The following is a 20,495-nucleotide window of genomic DNA, read 5'->3' as shown; positions in this document are numbered from 1 at the left end:
ATCCGGCGTAAGGAGGCACTTCGATGTCAGTGGGGCACACCGCGGTAACCACCCCGGACGGCACCGACCGCCCGGCGGTCTGGTGCGAGGAGGGCGTGGACTGCGGGATCCGCGACCTGCTGAACCGCCTCGGTGACCGGTGGACCGTCCTGGTGGTGGTCGAACTCGCCCAGGGGGTGCGGCGGTTCCGCGACCTGCAGCGCGCCGTGCCGGGGATCTCGCAGCGGATGCTCACCCTGACGGTGCGCCGCCTGGAGCGCGACGGCCTGGTCTCCCGCACCGTCCACCCGACGATCCCGCCGCAGGTGGAGTACGCGCTGACGCCGCTCGGGCACAGCCTGACCCACCTGGTGCGGGCGATGGCCGACTGGTCCTACGACCACCACGACGCCATCGCCGCCTCCCGGCAGGCCTGGGACGCGGCCAACCCCGGTTCTGAACTGGCCCACTGACGGTCCGTCACTGCTCGAAGCGGATCTCCGGGAAGCGCGGCGAGGGCCCGTCCAGCAGGTGGTCGTCGTGGCCGCGCAGCCAGCGGTCGAAGAAGGAGCCGACGTAGGCGCGGGTGGCGGCCACCGCCCGCTCCGGCCGGACGTCCCCGATGTCGCCGCGCACGGCCTCCTCCGGCACCGCGCCCTGCCGGGCCAGCTGGGGCAGCAGTGCCTGGGCGTCGGTGTACGAGCCGTGCCGCGATCCCCGCAGGGTGACGTCCGCCTTCCAGCCCCGGGTGTGCTGCCAGAAGGCCGCCCAGCCGGGCTGGGCGGTGTAGGGGCCGGAGTCCGCGCTCTCGCTGCCCATCAGCAGGAACGGGCGGTCCAGGCCCTCCTCGGCGACGCCGCCCAGGTGCACGCCGGTGCCGTCGGGGCCGGGGAAGTGCATCTGGCCGTCCAGGTTGACGCCGGCCTTGATCCGGGGGTCGTCGTGCATGGCCTGGGCGGCGGTGAAGCCGCCGGCGGAGTGGCCGGCCATGCCGATCCGGTCGAGGTCCAGCGAACCGGCCAGGGCCGCCGGGAGCCGGCCGTCGCTGCGCAGCGCGGCCAGTTCGTCCAGCACGAAGCGGATGTCGGCGACCCGGGTGTCCATCGCCTTGCGGAGCAGCGCGCCGATGTCGAGGCCGGGTTGGCCGGCCAGCGCGGGGAGGACCGAGGTGGCGAGCCGGCCGTCCGGGAAGGCGACCTCGGAGGCGTCGTAGGGGTGGTCGACGGTGACCACCACGTAGCCGCGCGAGGCGAGGTCCTCGACCAGGGCGGTCCCCCAGGTGCGGGGGTCGCCGAGCCCGGCCGACCAGAGCACCACCGGGCGGGGGCCGGCGCCGAGCAGCGGCGGGGCGTCCGGTCGGGCGTGGGTGCGGACCCAGGTCCAGTCGGTGCGGTCCGGCAGCGCACCGTAGTTGAGGGCGGCGGCGCCGTCCGGGCCGCCGAAGTGCCGGCCGGCGCGCGAGTCCATGTAGGGCGCGCGTTCCCTGCCGTACACCGGGCGGGTGGCCGGGTACCAGAGGCTGATCATCAGCTCGCGGGCGCGCCCCGGCTGCCAGGGGTCCGTACGGCCGGAGTCGACCAGGCGCAGCGCTGTGGTGCCGACGGGGTAGGGGCCGGTCGGCTGCGGCAGCGCGGCCCGGGCGAGCCGCTCGGCGACGGCCGGGGCGGCGGAGGCGGGTACGGCCGCCGCCCCGCCGGCGCCCAGTACCGTGGTGGCCGCCAGGGCGACGGCCACCCCCCTGCGCAGGCCCCGCACGCCCCGCACGTCCTGTCCCCGGCCCCGCTCGCGCATGGTCCCCGACTCCCGTCCACCCCGTGGCGGCCCGCCGCCCTCCGCGGCCGGCCCGTTACGGCGACGGTACGGCCCGCACCGGGGCGCGGGCGTCATACCGCGGTGCCAACCCGCCGGGTGCTACTCCGGTATGACCCGGCCGGGGGCATCACACCGGGGAGCTGCACCGGGGGCGCGGGCTCAGCGGTAGCGGCGCAGCTCCCGCCGGGCCAGGGAGCGCTTGTGCACCTCGTCCGGGCCGTCCGCCAGCCGGATCGTCCGGGCGAAGGCCCAGAGCGCGGCGAGCGGGGTGTCCTGGCTGACGCCGGCCGCGCCGTGCGCCTGGACGGCCTTGTCGAGGATCCACTCGACGGTGCGGGGGGTGGCGATCTTGATGGCCTGAATCTCGGTGTGCGCGCCGCGGTTGCCGACGGTGTCCATCAGCCAGGCGGTCTTCAGCACCAGTAGCCGCAACTGCTCGATGCGGACCCGGGATTCGGCGATCCAGTCCTGCACCACGCCCTGGTCGGCGAGCGGCGCGCCGAAGGCGGTGCGGTCCAGGACGCGCCGGCAGGTCAGCTCCAGCGCGCGTTCGGCGATGCCGATCAGCCGCATGCAGTGGTGGATCCGGCCCGGGCCGAGCCGGGCCTGGGCGATGGCGAAGCCGGAGCCCTCCTCGCCGATCAGGTTCCCGGCCGGGACGCGGACGTCCTCGAAGGTGATCTCGGCGTGGCCGCCGTGGTCGGCGTCGTCGTAGCCGAAGACGGTCATGCCGCGCCGCACGGTCACGCCGGGGGTGTCGCGCGGCACCAGGATCATGCTCTGCCGACGGTGCGGCTCCGCGTGCGGGTCGGTCTTGCCCATCACGATGAGGATCCGGCAGTCCGGGTTCATCGCCCCGCTGATGTACCACTTGCGGCCGTTGACGACGTACCCGTCGCCGTCGCGCTCGATCCGGGTGGCGATGTTGGCGGCGTCGGAGGAGGCGACCTCGGGCTCGGTCATCGCGAAGGCGGAGCGGATGCGGGCGTCGAGCAGCGGCTCCAGCCAGCGTTCGCGCTGTTCCTCGCTGCCGAACTCGGCGAGCAGTTCCATGTTCCCGGTGTCGGGGGCGGCGCAGTTGAGGGCGGGCGGCGCGAGGTGCGGGCTGTGTCCGGTGATCTCGGCGAGCGGGGCGTACTGGAGGTTGGTCAGCCCGGCGCCGTGCTTCCCGGGCAGGAAGAGGTTCCACAGCCCCTGTGCACGCGCCTGCGCCCGCAGCCCGTCGACCACGGCCGGCACCTCCCAGGCGGGCCGCCGCGGGTCGGCGAGCTGGGCGGCCAGCACCGGTTCGGCGGGGTGGACGTGCCGCTCCATGAACGCGGTGAGCCGCTCGCGCAGTTCGAGGGTGCGCCGGTCGTAGGCGAAGTCCATCGCTCAGTGTCCCTTCAGCGTGGTGAGGCCGTGCTCGACGAGCAGGGGCGCCATGGTGCCGGCGCGTTCGAAGCCGGACCCGAGGGTGCGTCCCTGCCGGTAGCGGTAGTGGATGCCCTCGGCGACGACGGCGAGCTTGTAGCAGGCGAAGGCGACGTACCAGTCGAGCGCGGCGGCGTCCCGGCCGGTCGACCCGGCGTAGCGGGCGACGAGTTCGGCGCTGCGCGGGAAGCCGGGGGCGGTCGCGGCGGAGGGGATGAGGCCGCCGCCGACGCCGGCCAGCTCGGTGTACATCACCAGCAGCCCGACGTCGGTGAGCGGGTCGCCGAGGGTGGACATCTCCCAGTCCAGGACGGCGGCGACGACGTCCCGCCCGTCGCGCTCGGCGACGAGGACGTTGTCGAGCCGGTAGTCGCCGTGCACCAGGGCGGGCGCCGGGGAGTCGGGGCGGGTGGCGGCGAGCAGGTCGTGCAGCCGGTCGACGCCGGGCAGATCGCGGCTCCGCGAGGCGTCCAACTGGGCGGACCAGCGCCGCAGTTGCCGCTCCAGATAGCCTTCCGGGCGGCCGAAGCCGGCGAGCCCGACGGCCGCCGGGTCGATCCGGTGCAGGGCGGCGAGGGTGTCCACCAGGGCCTCGCCGATGCCGCGCACCCGCCGCTCGCCGAGGGCGGCGAGGGCGGTGGCGTCGCGGTGCACGGTGCCGGGCACGTACGCCATCAGGTACCAGGGCGCGCCGAGCACCTCCGTGCCCGGGTCGAGGTGGACGGTGGCGGGCACGGGCACGCCGGTGTCGCGCAGCGCGGTCATCACCCGGTACTCGCGGCCCATGTCGTGCGCGGTGGCGAGCACGTGCCCGAGCGGGGGCCGGCGCAGCACCCAGCGGGTGGTGCCGTCGGTGAGCCGGTAGCTGAGGTTGGACCGGCCGCCCTCGATCAGCTCGGCGCGCAGCGGACCGGCGACCGTGCCGGGCAGGGCGCGGTCGAGGTGGGCGCGCAGCCGCTCCAGGTCCGGCCCGGGCGGGGTGGCCGCGGGCTCCGGCGGGGTCTCGGGCACGGGCACTCTCCATTCGTCGACCGGCGGCGCCGGGCAGATGACTAAGCGCTTGCTCAGCATTCAGCCGGCGGCGGCGCCCTGTCAATCCCCGCCGCCGCCCGCCCCGGCCCGCGGACACCCGCCGACCCGGCACGACGGACCCCGGCGGACCGTCACAATGAGCGCCATGAGGCTGATCCACACCGTCGCCGGCGTCCTGCTCCTGCTGGCCACCATCGCCAGCATCCTCCGCACGCTCGTCGTCCCGCGCGGCCTGTACTCCTCCCTGGTGCACGGCCTGTGGCGGGCCCTGCGCACGCTGCTGCGGCTCGCCGCCGCGCCGTTCGGCACCTACCGCGCGCAGGACCGGGCGCAGACCTGGCTGGCGCCGCTGATGCTGACCGGCATGCTGGCGGTCTGGCTCGGCGGCATGCTCGTCGCCTACACGCTGATACTGCACGGCACTTCGGAGCTGGACTGGTCGGTCTCCGTGCGCGAGGCGGGCTCCAGCCTCTTCACCCTCGGCTTCGCCAGCGGCGAGCGGCTGCACCTCTCCCTGATCGACTTCCTGGCCGCCGCCAGCGGACCCCTGGTGATCGCCCTGCAGATCGCCTACCTGCCGACCCTCTACGCCGCCTACGGCCGGCGCGAACTGGAGGTGACCCTGCTGCAGTCCCGGGCCGGGGAACCCGCCTGGGGCCCCGAACTCCTCGCCCGGCAGTCCCTGGTGGACACCCAGACCGCCCTCCCCCAGCTCTACCGGGACTGGGAACGGCTCGCCGCCGACCTCGGCGAGAGCCACTCCAACTACCCCGTGCTGATCTCCTTCCGCTCCCCGCAGCCGCACCGCAGCTGGGTGGTCGGGCTGATCGCCGTCATGGACGCCGCCGCCGTCCACCTGGCGGTCTGCCCGCGCAGCGCCCCGCCCGAGGCCCGGCTGGTGCTGCGCGCCGGGTTCACCGCGCTGCGCGACATCGGCCGGGCGCTGCGCGTCGGCTTCGACCCCGACCCGGCCCCGGACACGCCGATCCGGCTGAGCTACACCGAGTTCGACGCCGCCGTGGCCATGCTCGCCGCCGCCGGCTTCCCGCACGAGCGGCCCGCCGCCGAGGCCTGGCCGCACTTCCACGGCTGGCGGGTCAACTACGAGCCGCTGGCCTACGAACTGGCCCGCCGCAGCGACGCCGTCCCCGCGCTGTGGACCGGCCCGCGCGACTTCCGGGCTCCGGCCATCGCACCGGCCCGCCCCGCCGACCGGCGGCCCTCGGCCGGCCGGGGGGACTGAACACGGCCGGGGGACTGACTGCGGGCCGGGAGGACTCACCGCGGGGCGGGGGCCGGGGCCGGCGGGCTACCCGGCCCGGCGCTGGGTGAAGCGCAGCATGTTGCCCGCCGGGTCCCGGAAGGCGCAGTCACGCACGCCGTAGGGCTGGTCGATCGGCTCCTGGAGCACCTCGCCCCCGGCGGCGCGGATCCGCTCGAAGGTCGCGTCGCAGTCCTCGGTGGCGAAGATGACCGCCCGCAGCAGGCCCTTCGCCAGCAGCTCGGCCATCGCCCGCCGGTCGTCCGGCGAGGCGTTCGGATCCGCCAGCGGCGGCTCCAGCACGATGTCCACGTCCGGCTGCGACGGCGCGCCGACCGTCACCCAGCGCATGTTCTCGAAACCGACGTCGTTGCGGACCTCCAGGCCGAGGACGTCGCGGTAGAACGCGAGCGCCTTGTCGTGGTCGTCGACGGCGATGAAGCACTGCGAGAGCTTGATGTCCATGGGATTCACGCTACGGGCGGGGCGGGCGTTCCGCTTCTCCGTCCCCGGCCGGTGCCCGCCCGGTGGGCGGCCCCGGCGCCACGCGCGCCGGCACGTCCGGCGGCCGCGCGCAGCTTCGTCTCCCCCCGCCCCGGCACGGCCCGCCGCGACCGGCGGGCCGTGCCGGGCGGGTCAGAGCACGACGGTGGCGCCGGTGGCCAGCGAGCGTTCGGCGGCGGCCAGGATCTCGACGGTGCGCAGGCCGAAGGCGGCCGAGCAGGGGTGCGGCTCGCCGGTGCGGGCGGCGGTCGCGAGGGCGTCCAGGGCGCGGTGGTAGGCCGCGAGCGGCCCCTCCCCGCGCTCCGGCAGGTGGACGGTGCCGGACTCGCCGCGCAGCTCCATCCCGGTGCCGCCGCCGGCCACCGGCGCGGTGAGGCTCAGCGCGAGGGTGCTGGAGGCGCCGCCGACGTGGCGCAGCACCAGGTGGACGGTGTCCAGCGGGCCGGCCACGGCGGTGACGGAGGTGGCGTCGCCGATGACCGGCAGCAGCACGGAGAGCGCGTGCGGGCCGACGTCCCAGAGCGCGCCCTTCTCCTTGCGCCAGGGCGAGGCCGCGTACGGGCTGGTGGAGTCGGGGGCGAACACCGAGCCGAGCCAGTCCGAGCGGCCGGTGAACCAGCCGCCGACGGCGGCCTGCTCCTCGATCCACGGCAGCTGGTCGCCGCCGAAGCGGACGGTGAAGAACACCACGGAGGCGACCCGGTGCGCCTCGGCGGCCTCGACCACCCGGCGGGCGTCGGCGACGGTGAGCGCCACCGGCTTGTCGAGCAGCAGGTGGCAGCCGGCCTCGGCGGCGCGCACCGCGAGGTCCGCCTGCACGGTCGGGGGCAGCGCGATGGAGACGGCGTCGACCTCGGCGAGCAGCCCGTCGAGGTCGGCGTGGCCGGGCACGCCGTACGTCCCGCCGAGCGCGGCGGCCGCCTCGGGGCGGCGGCCCCAGACGCCCGCGAACTCGACGCCGGGGTGTTCCGCCAGGACGGGCGCGTGCACCCGCTCCGCCCAGGGGCCGGTGCCCAGGAGTCCGATCCGCATGCTGTTCCCTCTTCTTCCGTCGTGTTCGGTGCTTCCGCGCGAACGCCACTGCCGGGAGGGTGTCCGGGCAGTGGCGCGCGTTCCGGTCCGGGTGGACCGGGGCGGACCCGGGAGGGTCCTGGCCGGTCAGTCCGCGGCGGGCGCGGTGACCGTCGGGGTGACGGGCCCGTCCTGGGCCGCCGCCTCCTGCGCCGCCGCGTCCTCGGCCTCGTGGGCCTCGGCCGTCTTCGCCGCCCGGCGCTTCATCAGCCAGGCCGAGAGGGCGCCGCCGGCCGCGGCGACCAGCAGGCCGATCCAGGAGAACTTGGACAGCCACTGCTCGGCGACCTTGCCGACCTGGTAGACCAGCAGGGTGGTGCCGCCGGCCCAGACGATGCCGCCGAGGACGTTGGCGATCAGGAACTTCCAGTACGGCATCCGCAGCGCGCCGGCGAGCGGCCCGGCGAAGATGCGCAGCAGGGCGATGAAGCGGCCGAAGAAGACCGCCCACATGCCCCACTTCTGGAAGGAGCGCTCGGCGGTGGCCAGGTGGCTGGGGCCGAAGTGCTTGGGGAACTTCCGCCCGAGCTTCTCGAACAGCGGCTTTCCGCCCTTGCGGCCGATCGAGTAGCCGATCGAGTCACCGATGATCGCGCCGAGGATCGCGCAGACCGCCACCCAGACCGGGCTGACCACGCCGCGCGCGGACAGCAGGGCGGCGGAGACCAGGGCGATCTCCCCGGGAAGCGGGATCCCCAGCGACTCCAGTCCGATGATCAGAGCCACCAGGGCGTACACCGCGCCCGGTGGTACGCCTTCGATCCAGGCGTCGATGTGCAGCAAGGCCAGTACCTCCGTGGCAGGACGGGGCCCACGGCGGCCCCGGACGGGGCCCGATCCGGTCCCCGCGGCCCGCACGCCGGTCCCGACGTCGTCCGATGGCGGCACCAGGCCGCTCCCCGAGGATGCAGCCTAACGTGCCGGGCGGCCCGTCCCCCTGGCCGATCACCGCTGGTTACGACGTCCGGAGCGGCGTCCCGGTTCCGCGGCCCCGCCGGCGGTTCCGTCCCCGCACACCGCGCGGGATCCCCCGGAGCCGCGAGCAGCCCGCTCCGGCCCCCGGTACGCGGAGGGCGTCGGCCGGCCGTCGCGCACGGCAGCCGGTGGCACGGTCGGGCTGCGGCTGTCGACGGCACGGTGCCGCAGGGCGGGGAGCGGGATGTTTGCGGGGGCGGATCGGGGTGAGAAGGGAGCCGGGTGGGCGAGAACGCGGGGCCGGACGGCGGCCATCCCCCCTCCGCCGTCCGGCCCCGCCGCCGCCCCGGCCAGTGCCCGGCCCCTGCAGCCCGACGGCCGGCGGCCCACGGGGCCGGCCGTTGCCCCCTCGCGGAAGTCGCCCGGCCGGATCCCTCCGGTCGGTCTCGCGGCGCTCGTGCGCGGATCGCGGCCGGAGTCGGTGCAGGGCGGTCGTGCACTCGGGCCGCGGCCGGAACTATCCTTCGGGAGCATGTCGAACCCTGATGCACTGCTCGTCGAGATCGCCGCGATGGTGGAGTCCGAGCACAGCAACCAGATGCCCCTGACCGTGGTCGTTCCGGGCGCGGTCATCACCGGACGCCTGGCGCCGCAGCGCCTGTGGCACGAGCGGGTCGGCGAAGTCCTCTCGGCCTCCGACCACCTGAAGCCCTTCGCCGCCCTGTTCTCGCAGCCCGCCACCTCGCCCCCCGCCCGGCCGACCCACCTGCACCTGCACGTCGCCCGCATCCTGCAGGGCAGCTACGGGCTGCCCCACAGCGGAGGCATGTACCGCATCGCCATCGCGGACATCAGCAGCTGGACGGTGGGCGACCTCAGCTACACGGACCAGTGACACCTCGCCGGGGCGGGAGCGCGCGGATCCCGCCCCGGCGACGCCGGCACGCCCGGCAGGGCCCCCGTGCCGGCGGACCGGCAGGCCCGCACGGCGCCACAGCCCGGGCGGGGAGGCGTCGGCCCGGCCACGGTTCTCCGGCCGCGGCCGGCAGCGGCGCGCGGCGAGGACCGGGTCCCCCGAGGGCGGGGCCCGCCCCGGCGTCGGGTCCCGGACGAAAAGGTTTGCACGCGGGTGCATGCCCTGCCGTGTTCGGGGCAACCGAGGGCCGCCGACCCGGTCGCCGCACGCCCCGCGGCCCCGGACCCGGCTGACCGGTCCTCATCGGGCCGGGCGCATGGCGCGACGGCCGAGGCTTCCGGGGCGGGGGGAGCCAGCGATCAAGGAGAACGCCCTCATGGCGGTGAAGGAATCGTCCGACCGGCTCGTGGAGCTGCTGACCCGGGACGACACGGTGCTGGACCAGTGGGTGGAGGCGGTCGCCGCGACCCTGCGGGGCCGGATCAGCCGGGCCGAGGTGCAGCGCGAGCTGACGGAGCTCTCCCGCGGCCTGGTCCAGGCCGTCGAGCAGGCCGGACTGGACTGGGAGGGCGAAGGGTTCTCCGAGGTGCGCGCCCTGCTGGTGGAGCTCTCGCGCAACCGCGCCCGGCACGGTTTCACCCCTGGCGAGACGGCCACCAGCGTGTTCGCCTGCAAGGACGTCCTGGTCCCCACCACGGGCAGCTCCGCCGAGGACATCACGGCCTACCTCCAGCTGACGCGCCTGCTCGACGCACTGGGGCTGTTCACCATCGAGGCCTACGCACGCACCCGCGAGGAGATCATCAGCGCCCAGGCGGAGCAGCTGCTGGAGCTCTCCACCCCGGTGGTCAAGCTCTGGGAGGGCGTGGTGGCCGTCCCGCTCGTCGGCACCCTCGACTCGGCACGCACCCAGGTCGTGATGGAGAAGCTGCTGCAGAGCCTGGTCGACTCCGGATCGGAGTTCGCCATCATCGACATCACCGGCGTCCCGGCCGTGGACACCGAGGTGGCGCAGCACCTGCTGAAGACCGTGGTCGCCGCGCGGCTGATGGGCGCGGAGTGCACGATCTCGGGCATCCGGCCGCAGATCGCCCAGACCCTCGTCGGCCTGGGCGTCCAGTTCGGCGACATCGTCACCAAGGCGACCCTGGCCGACGCGCTGCGGCACGTCCTCCAGCTCAGCGGCGTGCAGCGGTCCGCGGCCGGCGGCGACAAGTGACCGACCGCGTCCCCGTCCTGAAGCTCGGCAACGTCCTGCTCGTCTCGATCCAGATCGACCTGGAGGACCAGACCGTCCTCGACCTCCAGGACGACCTCGCCGAACGCATCGTCGCCACCGGCGCCGACGGTGTCGTCATCGACATCACGGCGCTGGAGATCGTCGACTCCTTCGTGGGGCGGATGCTGGCCAACACCGCGGCGATCTCCCGGATGCTCGACGCCGAGACCGTGGTGGTCGGCATGCGCCCGGCCGTGGCGATCACCCTGGTCGAACTGGGGCTCTCGCTGGGAGGCGTGCGCACCGCGCTCACCCTGGAGAAGGGCCTGGCGCTCCTCGAACGTGACCGCACCGCGCGTGCGGGCCGCCGCCCGTGAGCGCGCCCGGTGCGGGAGAGGAACACACGGTTCGCATCGTGTCCAACGACGACGTCGTGCGGGCCCGGCAGACGGTCCGGACCTTCGCTCAGCAGTGCGGGCTCTCGCTCGTCGACCAGACGAAGCTCGTCACCGCCGCCAGCGAACTGGCGCGCAACACCCTCGTCTACGGCGGCGGCGGCCTGATGCGCTGCGCCGTGGTCCACCGGGACGGGCGGCGCGGCGTGCGGGCGGACTTCGAGGACAGCGGGCCGGGCATCCCCGATCTGGACCTGGCGCTGACGGACGGCTGGACGTCCGGCGGCGGCCTGGGCCTGGGGCTGAGCGGCGCCCGCCGGCTGGTGGACGACTTCGACCTCGTGAGCGAGGCCGGCGCCGGTACGAGGGTGTCGGTGACCCGATGGGCACGCTGAACACCGCCCTGTACGAGTGCGAGGACTCGGCCTGGTTCCGCCATGCCGAGTCCCTCCCGGCGGCGGCGCGCAGCACGGCCGGGGAACTGGCCCGCCGGATCGGGCTGCTGCCGGACCGCGCCGCCGAGGTCGGGCTGGCGGTCAGCGAGGCGGCGACCAACCTGCGCCGGCACGCGGTGGACGGCGCCCTGCTGCTGCGCGTCGTGCGCACCGAGACCGAGGCGGCGGTGGAGTTCCTCACCGTGGACAGCGGCCCCGGCATGCCGGACGTGCCGGTCGCGATGTCCGACGGCTACTCCTCCGGCGGCACGCTCGGCATCGGTCTGGGAGCCATCGCCCGGCTCGCCGACGCCTTCGACGTCCACTCGCTGCCGGAGCGGGGCACCGTGCTGACGGCGCGGTTCTGGAACCGCACGCCCGCCGGGCGGCGGGCCGCCGCGGCGGGAGAGCCCGTCGCGGCGGGCATCACCCGGCCGATGAGCGGTCAGGACGTCTGCGGGGACGCCTGGGCCGCCCGCGCCGTGGCACCGGTCGCCGCCCCCGCGCCGCAGCCGCGGCCCGGGGAGCGGCCGGCTCCCGGTGCCCGGCTGGACTGGTCGACGCTGGCCGGCCGCGGTCCCCGGCCGGGAGCGGCGCCCGTTCCCGGGTCGTCCGCCCTCCCCCGGAGCGCACCGGCGGACCCCTCCCCCGCGCCCGGCTGCGCCACCGGCGCGGCCGGCGCGTTCCTGCTGATGTTCTGCGACGGGCTGGGCCACGGCCCGCTGGCCTTCCGGGCGGCCTCCGACGCCGTCACGGCCTTCCGCGGCAGCTCCGCACAGACCCCGGAGGCCGTGCTCGCCGACATCCACCGCGCGCTGCGCGGGGGCCGGGGCGGTGCGGTCGCCGTCGCCCTGGTCGAGCCCGCCGTACGACGGCTGAGCTTCTGCGGCGTGGGCAACGTCAGCACGTTCGTCGTCGACCCCGCCACCGGCGCCCGGCGCGCGCTGCCGTCCACCCCGGGCATCGTCGGCCACCAGCTGCCCAGCCTGCACGGCATCCGGTACGACCTCCCGCCCGGCAGCGCGGTGGTGCTGCACTCCGACGGGCTGACGGCGCGTTGGCAGGCCCCGGCCATCCCCGGGCTGCTGTCCCACCTGCCCGCCACGGCCGCCGCACTGCTGCTGCGCGAGGCCGGGGTCCGCCGGGACGACGCGGGCGTGGTCGTGGCGAAGGGGCGCTGGTGAACGCCCCGCCGCGGTACGCGCCCGTCCACCTGGCCGGGGTGGTGATCACCAGCGTCCAGGAGACCTTCGCCCTGCGCCGCAGCGCCAAGGCCGTCGCCGAACTCCTGGGCGCCGAGGGCCAGGACGCCATCCGGCTCGCCACCGCCCTGAGCGAACTCAGCCGCGACCTGCTCGGCTCGGGCACGCTGAGCGCCGACTTCGAGCTCCGGCCCGATCCGCAGCCCACCCTCCGGGTGACCCTCGCCTGGAGCGGCGGCCCGGGTCCCTGCGCCGAGGCGCTGGAGGCCTCCGCGCGGCTGCTGCCGACCACCCGCACGGGGAGCGCCGAGAGCGGCCGGGTGCGCGTCGAGCAGCGGCTGGCGGTGGCCGCCGACGAGGTCCTCGCCCGGCACGGGCGGGCCCGGCGCCTGCTCCAGGCCCACGGCGGGTCGACCGCCTCGGAGGACGCGCAGGCGCAGACCCGCGACCTGATCGCGGCGCTGGAGCAGACCCGGGCCCAGCGCGAGGAGCTCCAGCGGCTCAACGGCGAGCTGGAGGAGACCAACCGCGGTGTCCTCGCGCTCTACTCGGAACTGTCCGAGGAGCTGGAGGAGACCAACCGCGGTGTCGTCGCCCTGTACGCCGAACTCGACGAGAAGTCCCGTCAGCTGCGCGAGGCCAGCGAGGCGAAGACGCGGTTCTGGGCCAACGTCAGCCACGAGCTGCGCACGCCCGTGAACGCGGTCGTCGGACTGGCCGGGCTGCTCCTCGGCGCCCCGGACACGCCGGACGGCACGCGCCGCCACCAGCTCTCCCTGATCGCCGACTCCGGCCGCACCCTGCTCGCCCTGGTGGACGAGCTCCTGGACGTCGCCAAGGCGGAGTCGGGGAACCTCGAACCCGCCTGGGCGCCGCTGGACCTCCGGGCGGTGCTCGCGCACCTGGAGGGCACCCTGCGCGGGCTGGCCCGGCCCGGCGTGGCGCTGGTCATCGCACCGCCCGCGGTCGTCGCCCCGGTGCTCGGCGACGAGACGATGCTCGTCCGCATCCTGCGCAACCTGCTCTCCAATGCCCTCAAGTTCACCGAGACGGGATCCGTCCGGCTGGACTCCGCCGTCGAGGGCGGCCCCGCCGGCGCCGGCCCCGGTCACCTGGTCCTGACCGTCTCCGACACCGGTGTCGGCATCCCGGCCGACCAGCAGGGACGCGTCTTCGAGGAGTTCTACCAGGTCAAGGGGCAGCACCAGCGGGGAAGGCCGGGAACCGGCCTGGGGCTGCCCTACGCCAGACGCCTCACCGAACTGCTGGGCGGCACCCTGCGCCTGGAGAGCGAACCCGGCCGCGGCACGACCATCACCGTCCGCCTTCCGCTCCGCCCGCCCGCCGACGAGCCGCGGACCACCACCCGTCTGCCCGTCCTCGTCACCGTCGACGACGACCCGGCGTTCCGGGCCGTCGTCGGGCCACTGCTGCACGAGATCGCCGACACCGTCGTCGAGGTCGCCGACGGCCGCAGCGCGCTCGCCGTCGTCCGGCAGCAGCGGCCGGACGGGATCGTCCTCGACCTGCACATGGACGACGTCGACGGCTACGACGTCCTCGCCGGGCTGCACGCCGACCCCGAGCTGCGGCGGATCCCCGTCGTCGTCGTCACCTCCGCCACGCTCCACGCGGCCGACCGCGCCCGGCTCGCCCACGCGCGGGCCGTCCTCCACAAACCCACCCTGACCAGCGGCCGTCTCGCCGCCGCCCTGACCGCCGGACGACCGGCACCACCACCGCCACCGCCACGCCCCACCCTGCCCGAGGACGGTCCGTGACCCACAGCACCCCGGACGCCGAGCCCGCCTCCGTCCTGGTCCTCGACGACAACGACACCACCCGCTACATCGTCGGCAGTTGGCTGCGCCGAGCCGGGCACAGCGTCACCGAGGCGCGGGACGGCACCGAGGCGCTGGCCCTCCTGGACCGGACCCCCGCCGCCTCCCTGCCCGAACTCGCCATCATCGACGTCCAGTTGCCAGACATGACCGGCTTCGAGGTGTGCGAGCGGATCAAGGGCCGGCCGCGCACCGAGGCGACGCCCGTCATCCACATCTCGGCCACCGCGATCCAGGCCAGCGACCGGACCCAGGGCCTGCACCGGGGTGCGGACGCCTATCTGACCGAGCCCATCGACCCCGCGGAGCTGCAGGCCACCGTCACCGCCGTCCTGCGGTACGCCCGCGCCCGGCGGCGGGCCGAGCGACTGGCCGCGCGGGTCGCCGCGCTCCATCGCAGCACCCTCGCCCTCTACGGCGCCGCGGACGCCGACGCCCTCGTCGGCACCGCCGCGCTCGGCGCCATCGACCTCGCCGCGCTGCACGCCACCGTCGTCGTCCAGGGCCCCGGGCGCAACACGCTCCACCTCGCCCACCGTCCGCCGGTCCCCGAGGGAGCGGCCGTGCCGGCGGACGGCGACCGGCCGGTCCGCCTCCTGGACGCCCCGCCCGCGCTGCTCGACACCCTCGCCCACCACACCCTCGGTGACGCCACCGGCACCGACACCGCGGTGCTCTCCGCCGACGAGTGGCGCAGGGCGCTCGCCGACCACGACCTCCCGGACGAACACCTGTGCGCCGGACCCGTGGCCCTCGTCGTCGCCCGGACGAAGCCGGGCCGACCGCTGGTGGCGCTGGCCGTGGACGCCGGCGCCGTCGACGGACTGGACGAACGCCGGCTGCTCTCCCAGCTCACCCAGGCCACCGCCCTCGCCCTCGAAGCCATGCGCAGCCAGGCCGAGGAGCACGCCCTCGCCCTCACCCTGCAGCGCAGCTTCCTCCCCAGCCGGCTGCCCGTCGTCCCCGGTGTCGAGCTGGCGGTCCGGTACGAGCCCGCCTCCGCCCACAGCGAGATCGGCGGCGACTTCTACGAGGCCGTCGCGACCCCCGCCGGGCTGCTGCTCGCCATCGGCGACGTCGCCGGGCACTCCCTGGAGGCCGCGATGGCCATGGGCGAGATCCGTCACGCGCTGCGCGCCTACGCGACCGAGGGGCACGACCCGCGAACCCTGCTGGAACGCCTGGACTCCCTGATCGTCCAGCTCCGGCCCGGCACCACCGTCACCGTCTGCCTGGTGCTGATCGAACCCGACCGGCGGCGCGTCCACGTCGCCAACGCGGGCCACCTGCCTCCGCTGCTGAAACTGCCCGACGGAACGACCCGCTACCTGACCGAGCACGGCATCCTGCTCGGCCTCGACATGCGCCAGCCACCGGCCACCACGCACGCCACGCCCCCCGGCAGCACCCTCCTGCTGGTGACCGACGGCCTCGTCGAGGTCCCCGGGGAGCACCTCGAAGCCGGCCTGACGGCCCTGCGGGAGGCCTTCGCCGACGCCCCCGGCGATCCGGACGCCACCGGCGACCTGCTGCTCTCCTCCTTCGCCAAGGCGCAGGCCGACGACGTCGCCCTGCTGATCGCCCACCTCCACTGACCGGTTCGCCCCCTCTCCCCGCACGGAGCACGAGTGCCCGACTACACCCTGACCATCGAGGTCCGCACCCACCCCGTCGGGGCGACCGTCATCGCACTCGCCGGCGAACTCGACTACCACACCGCGCCACGGCTGCACCGCACACTGGAGCGGACCCCCGAGGCCCGGCCGCTGATCCTCGACCTCGCGCGCCTGCGGTTCTGCGACTCCATGGGCATGGCCGAGCTGCTGTTCCTGCTCCGGCGGACCCAGGAGTCCGGCACCTCGCTCGCCCTGGTCGGCACCACGGCGGACGTCAGCCAGCTGCTCGCCATGATCGGCGTCGAGGCCCTCCTGACCAGCTACGACACGGTCGAGGAGGCCGCCGGGGCGCTGCGTCCGGACCCGGGCGCCGGCTGACGGGGCGGCCCGGTCCACGGCATCGGCTTGCATCATCGGCACGAATACGGAACGGTTGCGAACGGCAAGTTTCTCCGGTCCCCCAGAACGGGAAGGCGGTGGGGTGCGCACCGGCGCGTGCCTTCCCTCTGTGTCTGTTGTCCGCGGTTCCTCCGCCCACCCGTCCGACGCCGACCGCAGGGTCGGCTCGACCTGGGGCGAAGCCCCCCATCCCGTGCTGGTCGTCGACCGGCACGGAACGCTCGTGAGCGTCAACCGGGCCGGCCGAGGCCTCCTGCCGGGTGCGGAGGGCGGCCACCGGCTGGCGGAGGACGCACCCGCCTGGCTGGCCGAGGCGCACGGGCGCGTCGTCGAGGGCTCGCACGATGCGGGCGCCGGCCCGCTCTCCGGGAGGATCGGGGACCGGGTCTACGAAGCCCACCCGACGGCCTCGGCCGACGGTGACGTGGTGTGGTGGCTGGTCGACGACACCGACCGCCGGCTGGCCCAGGAGGCCCTGCGCGACGCACGGGAACGGTCCGGGATCCTGGCCGAGGTCTCCTCGATCCTGCTGTCGACGCTGAACGTGCCGCGGTGCATGGAACTCGCCGCGGGCATGGCCGCCGAGCACCTGGCGGAGGCCGCCGTCCTCATCGCCCCGGCCCAGGGCCGGCGGTACCCGCTGACCCACGCCCTGCGGGGCGGCCCGGCCGTGCGCACCGGCCGGCCGATCGATCCGGGCGACGTTCCCGGACTGGGCGAGGCCCTCCGGGGCTTCCCCCCGGTGCCCGCGCGCTGGATCGATCCCGCCGCCCTGCCGGACTGGGTGGTGCCCGACGGCTTCACCGGAGCGGTCGGCTCGGTGATCGTCACCCCGCTGCCCGGGCACGGGGTGCCCGCCGGCGCGCTGATCCTGCTGCGCTCCAGCACCGAGCAGGCCTTCACCGAGGGCGAGGAGGTCTTCGCCCGGCTGTTCGCCGCCCGGGCCGGGGCGGCGCTCTCGGCCGCCCGCCTCTACACGGAGCAGGCCGCGGTCACCGCCACCCTGATGCAGGAGCTGCTGCCGCCCTCGCTGCACCGGGTGCACGGCGTGGACTACGCCGGCAGCTACCGCACCTCCAAGGCCCACGAGCGCATCGGCGGCGACTTCTACGACGTCCACCCCGGTGCCGACCCCGACCGGGAGACCCTGGTCGTGCTCGGCGACGTCGCCGGCAAGGGCCTGGAGGCCGCGGTGCTGACCGGCAAGATCCGCAACACCCTGCACGCCCTCCTCCCCCTGGCCGACGACCACCACCGGGTCCTGGAACTGCTCAACGGCGCCCTGCTGACCTCCGGCCACACCCGCTTCGCCACCCTCGTGCTGGCCTCGGTCGGACGCCACGACGGCCAGGTGCGGCTGAGGCTCACCTCCGCCGGGCATCCGCCGCCGCTGATCGTCCGGGCCGACGGCCGGGTGGAGGAGGTGGCCACGCGCGGCACGCTGGTCGGCGTGCTCCCGGCCATGCGGACGCACACCGTGCACACCGTCCTGGACCCCGGGGACACCTGCCTGCTGTACACCGACGGCTTCACCGAGGCCCGCGGCGGGCTGCTGGGCGACGAGCAGTTCGGCGAGCGCCGGCTCGGGAAGGCGCTCGCCGAATGCGCGGGCATCCCGGCCGAGGCCGTGCTGGAGCGGGTGCAGATGCTCGCCGCGCAGTGGCTGGGAGGCGGGCGCCACGACGACATGGCCGCCGTGGCCATCAGCGCACCGCGGACGGGGGCGCCCGGCGGGGGCGGCACGTCCGCCGGGGGCGGCGAACCGGCCGGGTCCGGCAGCGGAAGGGGACACCACCGGTGAGGGCTGCGGACGTGCAGACCGCCCTGTGGTCGGCGGTGGTCGACGGTGACGAGTACGCCGCCGTCGAGCTGCTCCGTGCCGCGCTGGAGGGCGGCCTGGACGAGGAGTCCCTGCTGCTGGACGTGATCGCACCGGTGCAGCACCGGGTCGGCGCGGAGTGGGCGGCCGACCGCCTCACCGTCGCCCAGGAGCACGCCGCCACCGCCATCAACGAACGGGCCGTGGCCGCGCTGGCCCACCGCCGCCCCGCGGAACGGGTCCCGGCCCCCCGCGGGCGCGTCACGGTGAGCTGCGTCGACGGCGAGTGGCACGCCTTCCCCGCGCGGCTGCTCGCCGAGACGCTGCGTCTGCGGGGCTGGCGGGTGGACTTCCTCGGGGCGCAGACCCCCACCGCACACCTGATCGCCCATCTGCACCACACCGACCCGGACGCCGTCCTGCTGTCCGGTTCGCTTCCCGTCCACCTGCCCGCCGCCCACACCGCCATCACCGCCTGCCAGGCCGTGGGCGTCCCCGTCATGGCCGGCGGGCGCGCCTTCGGAGCCGACGGCCGCCACGCCCGCGCCCTGGGCGCCGACCGCTGGGCGCCGGACGCCCGCAGCACGGCCGCCGTCCTGGAGGCCGGACTCACCCGGCCCTCGCCCGCGGCGGTCCGCCACGTCATCGACGACCTGCCGCACCTGTCCGACCAGGAGTTCACCCTGGTCAGCCAGACGCGGTCGCGCCTGGTCAAACAGACCCTGGCCGATCTGGAGGGCCGCGTCCCGGCCGTCGGCGCCTACGACGACGACCAGCGGGAACGCACGGCCGAGGACATCGCCCACATCGTGGACTTCCTGACCGCCGCCCTCTACGTCGACGACGCGGAGGTCTTCACCGACTTCCTCCTCTGGACAGCCGACGTCCTCGCCGTCCGCAAGGTGCCGGCGCAGTCCCTCGCCGCCGCCGTGGCCCTGCTCGCGGGACAGCTGCGCGACTTCCCCCGTGCCCTCGGCCTGCTCCGGCGCGGCGGCGAGGCGCTGCGCACCCGCCCCGCCCCGGGGCCCCGCTCATGACCGGGCCGTCGCCGGCCGACTTCGCCGTCACCGTCCACGCCACTCCCCCGACGCTGAGCGTCGGGGTGGCGGGCGAGCTGGACTACGACACGTGCGACGAGTTCCTCGACACCGTGACGCGACAGCTCGCCGACCACGGGCCGGCGCTGCGCGAGGTCCGCCTGGACTTCCGGGGGATGACCTGGATCGACTCCTCGGGACTCTCCGCACTGATCATGGTCCACCGCCGCACCGCCGAGTTCGGCGCGGTCCTGCGCCTGGACAACCGGCCCAGGATCCTGGAGCGCATCCTCACCCTCACCGACGTCCGGGACCACCTGACCGCCGGCGAGGCCTGACCACCCGGGAAGGGCCGGCAGGCGGTCCGCGGCGGTCACCCGGACGCCCTCCCTGCGGGGAGAGGCATGGTCCGCCGCCGGCCGGGCAGTCGTCCGGCAGCTTCCGGCCGGACGCCGGACGGACCACGTCGAGGGAGGCAGGGTGACGGCCGCAGCGCGGGCGCGGACGGGCGGCCGGAGGGCCGCGGCGGCGAGGAGGGTGCCGGAGCGGGTGAAGCGGCCGGCGGCCGGCGCCCGCCTCGCGGTCCGTGAACCCGCCGGGGTGGCGTCATGACCTCCTCCGTCCCGTACTTCCTGGCGGCCGGCGTCGCCCTCCTGGTCTTCCGGCGGCGTTTCCGGGGTGACCGGCGCCGCCTCGGGAACGGCGTCCTGCTGGGCTCGTGCACGCTCCTGCTGCTGCTCGGCGCGCTGGTCGGACTCGGCCGGTTCCCGCACCCCCTGGGCCGGGCGGTCACCGGCGGCATCGTGGTCGCCGTCCCGCTGTGCGCGGTGGCCGTCGCGGCCTTCCTGCTGCTCAACGGGGTCCGGACGATCCGCAGGGAAGGCGCCCGGCCGGCCAACCTGCTCGCGCTGCTGGCCGGAACCGCCGTCCTGGGGGCGCTCGGCCTGCTGGCGGCCGCGGCCGTCGCCGAGAACGGCCCGTTCCGCGCCCTGGCCACCGCGGCCCTGCTGGTGGCCGGCTACCTCTCGTTCCTGCTCACCTGCTTCGTCGGCTACGCCGTGCTCTACCACCGGGTGGTGGCGCGCCGCACGGTCGACTTCGTGGTCGTGCTCGGCGCCGGGCTGACCGACGGGTCCACCGTCCCGCCGCTGCTCGCGGCACGGCTGGAGCGGGCGCTGGCGCTGTTCCGCCGTCAGGCGGCGCGCGGCCGGGCACCGGTCCTGCTGGTCTCCGGCGGCAAGGGCTCGGACGAACAGGTCCCGGAGGCCGAGGCGATGGCGGACTACCTGCTGGCGCGCGGGGTGCCGGACGGGCTCGTCGTGCAGGAGCGTTCCTCGACGAACACCCGGGAGAACCTGGAGTTCAGCAGGACACTGATGGAGCGGCTCCGGCCGGGCTACCGCTGCGTCGTCGTCACCAATGACTTCCACGCCCTGCGGGCCGCCATCACCGCGCGCCGGGCCGGCGTCCGGGGCGAGGCCGTCGGCGCGCCCACCGCGGCGTACTACCGGCCCGGGGCGGCCCTGCGGGAGTTCGCCGCGGTCCTCACCACCTACCCGGCCGCCAACCTGGCGGTGTGCACGGTGCTCGCCGCCGCAGGTCTGCGGGCGCGCTGGCCCGGGTGAGCCCG

The 20,495-nt window shown here is 75.6% G+C and carries 20 protein-coding genes; 14 read left to right on the top strand and 6 right to left on the bottom strand.

Going from position 1 to position 20,495, the window contains the following annotated elements; translation table 11 throughout:
• The first annotated feature begins 23 nt into the window (after positions 1 to 23).
• On the top strand, positions 24 to 452 hold the full coding sequence (locus ACF1AK_RS19675) for a winged helix-turn-helix transcriptional regulator (RefSeq protein ID WP_391500050.1): 429 nt from the start codon (positions 24 to 26) through the stop codon (positions 450 to 452).
• Between the two features lie 7 nt (positions 453 to 459).
• Here the strand turns inward: ACF1AK_RS19675 and ACF1AK_RS19670 are convergent, their stop codons facing one another.
• From ACF1AK_RS19670 to ACF1AK_RS19660, 3 genes are all read right to left on the bottom strand, one after another.
• Positions 460 to 1,770 carry an alpha/beta hydrolase family protein gene (locus ACF1AK_RS19670; protein WP_391500049.1) on the bottom strand — a complete coding sequence of 437 codons (1,311 nt, stop codon included), beginning with the start codon at positions 1,768 to 1,770 and terminating at the stop codon, positions 460 to 462.
• Positions 1,771 to 1,950: 180 nt separating this feature from the next.
• The gene (locus ACF1AK_RS19665; protein ID WP_391500048.1) at positions 1,951 to 3,162 is read right to left on the bottom strand and encodes an acyl-CoA dehydrogenase family protein; all 1,212 of its coding nucleotides are present in this window, start codon (positions 3,160 to 3,162) and stop codon (positions 1,951 to 1,953) included.
• Positions 3,163 to 3,165: 3 nt separating this feature from the next.
• Positions 3,166 to 4,215 (bottom strand): phosphotransferase family protein, encoded by a 1,050-nt coding sequence (locus ACF1AK_RS19660; RefSeq protein WP_391500047.1) that lies wholly within the window; start codon positions 4,213 to 4,215, stop codon positions 3,166 to 3,168.
• 166 nt (positions 4,216 to 4,381) lie between these two features.
• On the opposite strand from ACF1AK_RS19660, the gene ACF1AK_RS19655 reads away from it, so the two are divergent.
• Complete coding sequence (locus tag ACF1AK_RS19655) at positions 4,382 to 5,479, top strand: hypothetical protein (RefSeq protein ID WP_391500046.1); 1,098 nt, start codon at positions 4,382 to 4,384, stop codon at positions 5,477 to 5,479.
• Between the two features lie 66 nt (positions 5,480 to 5,545).
• On the opposite strand, the gene ACF1AK_RS19650 is transcribed toward ACF1AK_RS19655, so the two are convergent.
• From ACF1AK_RS19650 to ACF1AK_RS19640, 3 genes are all read right to left on the bottom strand, one after another.
• On the bottom strand, positions 5,546 to 5,962 hold the full coding sequence (locus tag ACF1AK_RS19650; protein WP_391500045.1) for a VOC family protein: 417 nt from the start codon (positions 5,960 to 5,962) through the stop codon (positions 5,546 to 5,548).
• Between the two features lie 171 nt (positions 5,963 to 6,133).
• On the bottom strand, positions 6,134 to 7,033 hold the full coding sequence (locus tag ACF1AK_RS19645) for a Gfo/Idh/MocA family protein (protein ID WP_391500044.1): 900 nt from the start codon (positions 7,031 to 7,033) through the stop codon (positions 6,134 to 6,136).
• A gap of 126 nt (positions 7,034 to 7,159) precedes the next feature.
• On the bottom strand, positions 7,160 to 7,852 hold the full coding sequence (locus ACF1AK_RS19640; RefSeq protein WP_391500117.1) for a DedA family protein: 693 nt from the start codon (positions 7,850 to 7,852) through the stop codon (positions 7,160 to 7,162).
• Positions 7,853 to 8,519: 667 nt separating this feature from the next.
• Here ACF1AK_RS19640 and ACF1AK_RS19635 point away from each other — a divergent pair.
• The 12 genes from ACF1AK_RS19635 to ACF1AK_RS19580 all read left to right on the top strand — a co-directional run bounded on the left by ACF1AK_RS19635 (position 8,520) and on the right by ACF1AK_RS19580 (position 20,490).
• The gene (locus tag ACF1AK_RS19635) at positions 8,520 to 8,882 is read left to right on the top strand and encodes a hypothetical protein (RefSeq protein ID WP_391500043.1); all 363 of its coding nucleotides are present in this window, start codon (positions 8,520 to 8,522) and stop codon (positions 8,880 to 8,882) included.
• Positions 8,883 to 9,279: 397 nt separating this feature from the next.
• Positions 9,280 to 10,122 carry an STAS domain-containing protein gene (locus ACF1AK_RS19630; protein WP_391500042.1) on the top strand — a complete coding sequence of 281 codons (843 nt, stop codon included), beginning with the start codon at positions 9,280 to 9,282 and terminating at the stop codon, positions 10,120 to 10,122.
• Entirely contained in the window at positions 10,119 to 10,499 is a 381-nt protein-coding gene (locus tag ACF1AK_RS19625; protein WP_380292005.1) for an STAS domain-containing protein, read from the top strand. Before ACF1AK_RS19630 ends, ACF1AK_RS19625 begins: the two co-directional genes overlap by 4 nt.
• On the top strand, positions 10,496 to 10,912 hold the full coding sequence (locus ACF1AK_RS19620; protein ID WP_391500041.1) for an anti-sigma regulatory factor: 417 nt from the start codon (positions 10,496 to 10,498) through the stop codon (positions 10,910 to 10,912). The genes ACF1AK_RS19625 and ACF1AK_RS19620 overlap by 4 nt, the downstream gene beginning before the upstream one ends.
• Positions 10,900 to 12,135 (top strand): ATP-binding SpoIIE family protein phosphatase, encoded by a 1,236-nt coding sequence (locus ACF1AK_RS19615; RefSeq protein ID WP_391500040.1) that lies wholly within the window; start codon positions 10,900 to 10,902, stop codon positions 12,133 to 12,135. Before ACF1AK_RS19620 ends, ACF1AK_RS19615 begins: the two co-directional genes overlap by 13 nt.
• Positions 12,132 to 13,934 (top strand): ATP-binding protein, encoded by a 1,803-nt coding sequence (locus ACF1AK_RS19610; RefSeq protein WP_391500039.1) that lies wholly within the window; start codon positions 12,132 to 12,134, stop codon positions 13,932 to 13,934. Before ACF1AK_RS19615 ends, ACF1AK_RS19610 begins: the two co-directional genes overlap by 4 nt.
• Entirely contained in the window at positions 13,931 to 15,589 is a 1,659-nt protein-coding gene (locus ACF1AK_RS19605; RefSeq protein ID WP_391500038.1) for a SpoIIE family protein phosphatase, read from the top strand. The genes ACF1AK_RS19610 and ACF1AK_RS19605 overlap by 4 nt, the downstream gene beginning before the upstream one ends.
• 33 nt (positions 15,590 to 15,622) lie before the next feature.
• Entirely contained in the window at positions 15,623 to 15,988 is a 366-nt protein-coding gene (locus ACF1AK_RS19600) for an STAS domain-containing protein (RefSeq protein ID WP_391500037.1), read from the top strand.
• A 130-nt stretch (positions 15,989 to 16,118) separates the two neighbouring features.
• Positions 16,119 to 17,810: a PP2C family protein-serine/threonine phosphatase gene (locus ACF1AK_RS19595; protein WP_391500036.1), complete on the top strand. Its 1,692-nt coding sequence runs from the start codon at positions 16,119 to 16,121 to the stop codon at positions 17,808 to 17,810.
• A complete protein-coding gene (locus tag ACF1AK_RS19590) occupies positions 17,807 to 18,865 on the top strand; it encodes a B12-binding domain-containing protein (RefSeq protein ID WP_391500035.1) in 1,059 nt (352 codons plus the stop codon). Before ACF1AK_RS19595 ends, ACF1AK_RS19590 begins: the two co-directional genes overlap by 4 nt.
• Positions 18,862 to 19,203, top strand: coding sequence for an STAS domain-containing protein (locus tag ACF1AK_RS19585; protein ID WP_391500034.1), 342 nt, complete (start codon positions 18,862 to 18,864; stop codon positions 19,201 to 19,203). The genes ACF1AK_RS19590 and ACF1AK_RS19585 overlap by 4 nt, the downstream gene beginning before the upstream one ends.
• Positions 19,204 to 19,473: 270 nt before the next feature.
• A complete protein-coding gene (locus tag ACF1AK_RS19580) occupies positions 19,474 to 20,490 on the top strand; it encodes a YdcF family protein (protein ID WP_391500033.1) in 1,017 nt (338 codons plus the stop codon).
• The last annotated feature ends 5 nt before the right edge of the window (positions 20,491 to 20,495 follow it).

Source organism: Kitasatospora sp. NPDC015120 (assembly GCF_043080305.1).
GTDB lineage: Bacteria > Actinomycetota > Actinomycetes > Streptomycetales > Streptomycetaceae > Kitasatospora.
Note: the sequence above shows the minus strand (reverse complement) of the source record. Positions and strands in the feature narration are given on the sequence as shown.

Bases quoted from the DNA above. Each gene is read 5' to 3' on its own strand.
- ACF1AK_RS19580 (WP_391500033.1), top strand. From the start codon at position 19,474: ATGACCTCCTCCGTCCCGTACTTCCTGGCGGCCGGCGTCGCCCTCCTG.
- ACF1AK_RS19615 (WP_391500040.1), top strand. From the start codon at position 10,900: ATGGGCACGCTGAACACCGCCCTGTACGAGTGCGAGGACTCGGCCTGG.
- ACF1AK_RS19650 (WP_391500045.1), bottom strand. From the start codon at position 5,962: ATGGACATCAAGCTCTCGCAGTGCTTCATCGCCGTCGACGACCACGAC.
- ACF1AK_RS19630 (WP_391500042.1), top strand. From the start codon at position 9,280: ATGGCGGTGAAGGAATCGTCCGACCGGCTCGTGGAGCTGCTGACCCGG.
- ACF1AK_RS19635 (WP_391500043.1), top strand. From the start codon at position 8,520: ATGTCGAACCCTGATGCACTGCTCGTCGAGATCGCCGCGATGGTGGAG.
- ACF1AK_RS19665 (WP_391500048.1), bottom strand. From the start codon at position 3,162: ATGGACTTCGCCTACGACCGGCGCACCCTCGAACTGCGCGAGCGGCTC.
- ACF1AK_RS19675 (WP_391500050.1), top strand. From the start codon at position 24: ATGTCAGTGGGGCACACCGCGGTAACCACCCCGGACGGCACCGACCGC.
- ACF1AK_RS19655 (WP_391500046.1), top strand. From the start codon at position 4,382: ATGAGGCTGATCCACACCGTCGCCGGCGTCCTGCTCCTGCTGGCCACC.
- ACF1AK_RS19585 (WP_391500034.1), top strand. From the start codon at position 18,862: ATGACCGGGCCGTCGCCGGCCGACTTCGCCGTCACCGTCCACGCCACT.
- ACF1AK_RS19670 (WP_391500049.1), bottom strand. From the start codon at position 1,770: ATGCGCGAGCGGGGCCGGGGACAGGACGTGCGGGGCGTGCGGGGCCTG.
- ACF1AK_RS19645 (WP_391500044.1), bottom strand. From the start codon at position 7,033: ATGCGGATCGGACTCCTGGGCACCGGCCCCTGGGCGGAGCGGGTGCAC.